The organism is Cellulomonas septica (assembly GCF_012396155.1).
Classification (GTDB): Bacteria; Actinomycetota; Actinomycetes; order Actinomycetales; family Cellulomonadaceae; genus Cellulomonas; species Cellulomonas septica.
This window is the reverse complement of sequence record NZ_JAAXOY010000320.1, coordinates 1-4,044: the sequence shown is the minus strand read 5'-3', so window position 1 is coordinate 4,044 and position 4,044 is coordinate 1. Positions and strand designations below refer to the sequence as shown.

The window sequence follows — 4,044 nt, the reverse complement described above, 5'->3', positions numbered from 1 at the left end:
GACCACGCCCGGGTCCGCGTCACCCGCGGCGGCCCGCAGCGGCGCGGCGTCCGGCCACGGCGCACGGTGCACCGAGCCCTCGCGCCACCACGACCAGACCTCCTCGGTCGCGAACGGCAGGACCGGTGCGAACAGCCGCAGCATCGTGTCGAGCGCGATCCCGAGCGCGGCGCGCGCCGACGCGGTCTCGACCGAGACCTCCTGGGCGCCCGCACCGTACGCGCGGTCCTTCACGAGCTCGAGGTAGTCGTCGCAGAACGTCCAGAAGAACGTCTCCGACAGCTCGAGCGCGCGCGTGTGGTCGTAGGCCTCGAGCGCCTCGGTCGCCTTCGCGACGACGTCTGCCAGGCCGGCCAGCATCGCGCGGTCGAGCGTCACCGTGACGAGCGCCGGGTCGAGCTCCGCGGTGCCGAACGACAGCGCGAACTTCGACGCGTTGAGGATCTTGATCGCGAGGCGGCGGCCGATCTTCATCTGGCCGACCTCGAACGCCGCGTCCGTGCCGAGGCGGGCCGAGGCCGCCCAGTAGCGCACCGCGTCGGAGCCGTGCTCCTCGAGCAGGCCCATGGGCGTGACGACGTTGCCCTTCGACTTCGACATCTTCTTGCGGTCGGGGTCGAGGATCCAGCCGCTGATCGCCGCGTCGGTCCACGGCAGCGTGCCGTGCTCGAGGTGCGAGCGGACCACGGTCGAGAACAGCCAGGTCCGGATGATGTCCTGGCCCTGCGGGCGTAGGTCCATCGGGAAGACGCGCGCGAACAGGTCGGGGTCGGTGCGCCAGCCGCCGACGATCTGCGGGGTCAGCGAGCTGGTCGCCCAGGTGTCCATGACGTCCGGGTCACCGACGAAGCCGCCGGGCACGCCGCGCTGGTCGGCCGTGTAGCCCGCGGGCACGTCGGACGACGGGTCGATCGGCAGCTGGTCCTCGGTCGGCAGCAGCGGCGCGTCGTGGTCGGGGTCGCCGTTCTCGTCGAGCCGGTACCAGACCGGGAACGGCACGCCGAAGAACCGCTGCCGCGAGATGAGCCAGTCGCCGTTGAGGCCGCCGACCCAGTTCTCGTAGCGCACGCGCATGAAGTCGGGGTGGAAGTCGAGCTCCGCGCCGCGCGCGAGCAGACCCTCGCGCAGGTCGGCGTCGCGGCCGCCGTTGCGGATGTACCACTGGCGGCTCGTGACGATCTCGAGGGGCTTGTCGCCCTTCTCGTAGAAGTTCGCCTTGCGCTGCGTCGCCTGCGGCTCGCCGTCCAGGTCCCCCGACGCGCGCAGGCCGTTCACGACGGCCTCACGCGCCGAGAACGTCGTCTTGCCCGCGAGCTCCTCGAATGCGGCGCGGCCCTCGTCCGTGGTGAGCCACTCGGGCGTCTCGCGGACGATGCGACCGTCGCGTCCGACCACCGAGCGGGTCGGGAGCTGGAGCTCGCGCCACCACTGCACGTCGGTGAGGTCGCCGAACGTGCAGCACATCGCGATGCCGGCGCCCTTGTCGGGCTCGGCGGCCGGGTGCGCGAGGACCGGGAGCTCGACGCCGAACAGGGGCGACGTGACCGTCGTGCCGAACAGGTCCTGGTAGCGCTCGTCGTCCGGGTGCGCGATGAGCGCGACGCACGCGGGCAGGAGCTCGGGGCGGGTCGTCTCGATGTAGACGGGCTCGCCGCCCGCCCGGTGGAAGGCCACGCGGTGGAACGCGCCCGGGTAGTCGCGGGCCTCGAGCTCGGCCTGCGCGACCGCCGTCTGGAACGTCACGTCCCACAGGCCGGGGGCCTCGGCCTGGTACGCCTCGCCGCGCGCGAGGTTGCGCAGGAACGCCTGCTGGGCGACCGCGCGCGCCTCGGCGGACACCGTCTGGTAGGTCATCGACCAGTCGACGGACAGGCCCAGGTGGCGCCACAGCGCCTCGAACTGGCGCTCGTCGTCGGCCGTGAGGCGCTCGCACAGCTCGACGAAGTTGCGGCGGCTCACCGGGACCTGGTCGGCGGGCTTGACCGGCTTGCCGTCGGTCCCCTCGTGCGGCGGCACGAAGCCCTCGACGTACGGGAGCGACGGGTCGCAGCGCACGCCGTAGTAGTTCTGCACCCGGCGCTCGGTCGGCAGGCCGTTGTCGTCCCAGCCCATCGGGTAGAACACCTCGCTGCCGCGCATGCGGCGGAAGCGCGCGACGACGTCGGTGTGCGTGTACGAGAACACGTGCCCCACGTGGAGCGAGCCCGAGACCGTCGGGGGCGGGGTGTCGATCGAGTAGATCTCCTCGCGCGTGCGCGAACGGTCGAACGCGTAGAGGCCCTGGGCCGTCCACGCGGAGTCCCAGCGGTCCTCCAGGCCGTCGAGCGAGACCTTGTCCGGTACCGCCCGCGTGCCCGTGGTGCCAGGGGTCGTCGAGGGGGCGGTCGGGTTCAGGTCGCTCATGGGCACACATCCTCCCAGATCCGCGACGACCACCCGCGCGGGTTTCCCCAGGCGGACCGGCCCTGTGCGCGAGGGAACACGCGCGACACACGGCGGGGTTAGTGTCGCCGGAGGGCCACCCGCACGAGGCGGGCCGCCCGGCACGACGAGGGAGAGCGACGCGGGTGAGCGGTGTGACGGCGAACGGTCTGACGGTCGGGTACGCGGCGATGCTGGAGCAGTTCCACCCCACGGAGGCGGTGGACCTCTCGGCGCACGCCGAGGAGCACGGCTTCTCGGGCGTGATGGCGGCCGACCACTTCCAGCCGTGGGTGCCCGCGCAGGGGCAGTCCTCGTTCGTGTGGAACGTGCTGACGGCCGTCGGTGAGCGGACCCGCGGCGACTTCGGGCCCGGCGTGACCGCGCCGACGTTCCGCTGGCACCCCGCGATGGTCGCGCAGGCCTCGGCGACGCTCGCGGCGATGTACCCGGGCCGGCACTGGCTGGGTCTCGGCTCGGGCGAGGCGCTCAACGAGCACATCATCGCCGAGTACTGGCCCGAGGCCCCCGAGCGGATCAACCGCATGTTCGAGGCCATCGACATCATCAAGAAGCTCTTCACCGCGTCGCTCGCCGGGCGCGACGTCAAGCACGCCGGGCAGTTCTACAAGCTCGAGTCGACGCGCCTGTGGACCATGCCCGAGGAGGCGCCCGAGATCCTCGTCGCGACCGCCGGCCCCGTCACCGCCAAGCGCGCGGGGAAGCACGCCGACGGGCTCATCACGGTGGGCGCCCCGCTCGAGAAGATCAGCGGCCTGTTCGGCAAGTTCCACGAGGGGGCGCGGGAGGCCGGGCGGGATGCCGACGCGATGCCCAAGGTCCTGCAGCTGCACCTGTCGTGGGCACCCACCGACGAGGAAGCCCTCGCCAACGCGATGCGCGAGTGGCCCAACGGCGGCATGAAGTTCCCCAAGGCCGACATCCGCTCGCCGTTCGACTTCGAGCAGATGGCCCGGCTCGTGCGTCCCGAGGACTTCGAGGGCCGCATGGTCATCTCGTCCGACCCCGACGTGCACCGCGCCGAGATCCAGAAGTACGTCGACCTCGGCTTCGACCGCATCTACCTGCACAACGTCGGCCGCAACCAGCGCGAGTGGATCGAGGTCTTCGGCGCCGACGTGCTGCCGAAGCTGTCGCGATGACGACGGGTCCGACGGACGAGCTGCGGGTCTGGGCGCCCGACGGGCTCGGCGAGGTGCGACCGGGCGACGAACTGCCGGCGCTGCTCGTCGACCTGCTGCGCGCCGACGCTGCGGCCCGGCCCGACCGGGCGCTCGCGGACGGCGACGTGCTGGTGCTCACCAGCAAGGTCGTGTCGAAGGCCGAGGGGCGCGTCGTCGCCGCGGCCGACCGCGAGCAGGCGATCACGGACGAGACCGTGCGGGTCGTCGCGACGCGTGAGCACGCCGCCGGCGTCACGCGGATCGTCGAGAACCGGCTCGGGCTCGTCATGGCGGCCGCGGGCGTCGACGCGAGCAACACCCCCGAGGGCACCGTCCTGCTGCTGCCGGTCGACCCCGACGCGTCCGCACGCGCGGTGCGCGTCGCCGTCGCCGCGGCGTTCAGCGTGCGGGTCGGCGTCGTCGTGTCCGACACCGCGGG

Annotated in this window: 3 protein-coding genes; 2 read left to right on the top strand and 1 reads right to left on the bottom strand. The window is 72.5% G+C overall.

All coding sequences use genetic code 11. The features are described 5' to 3' along the window. The coding region (valS, locus tag HGA02_RS12390; protein WP_168679267.1) for a valine--tRNA ligase at window positions 1-2,403 on the bottom strand (2,403 nt) is incomplete at its 3' end. A gap of 164 nt (window positions 2,404-2,567) precedes the next feature. Between valS and HGA02_RS12385 the strand changes: the two genes are divergently transcribed. After that, the gene (locus tag HGA02_RS12385) at window positions 2,568-3,584 is read left to right on the top strand and encodes a TIGR03557 family F420-dependent LLM class oxidoreductase (protein WP_343035461.1); all 1,017 of its coding nucleotides are present in this window, start codon (window positions 2,568-2,570) and stop codon (window positions 3,582-3,584) included. Further along, window positions 3,581-4,044: coenzyme F420-0:L-glutamate ligase (locus tag HGA02_RS12380; protein ID WP_210728506.1), on the top strand; the 464-nt coding region annotated here is incomplete at its 3' end. The genes HGA02_RS12385 and HGA02_RS12380, both read left to right, overlap by 4 nt.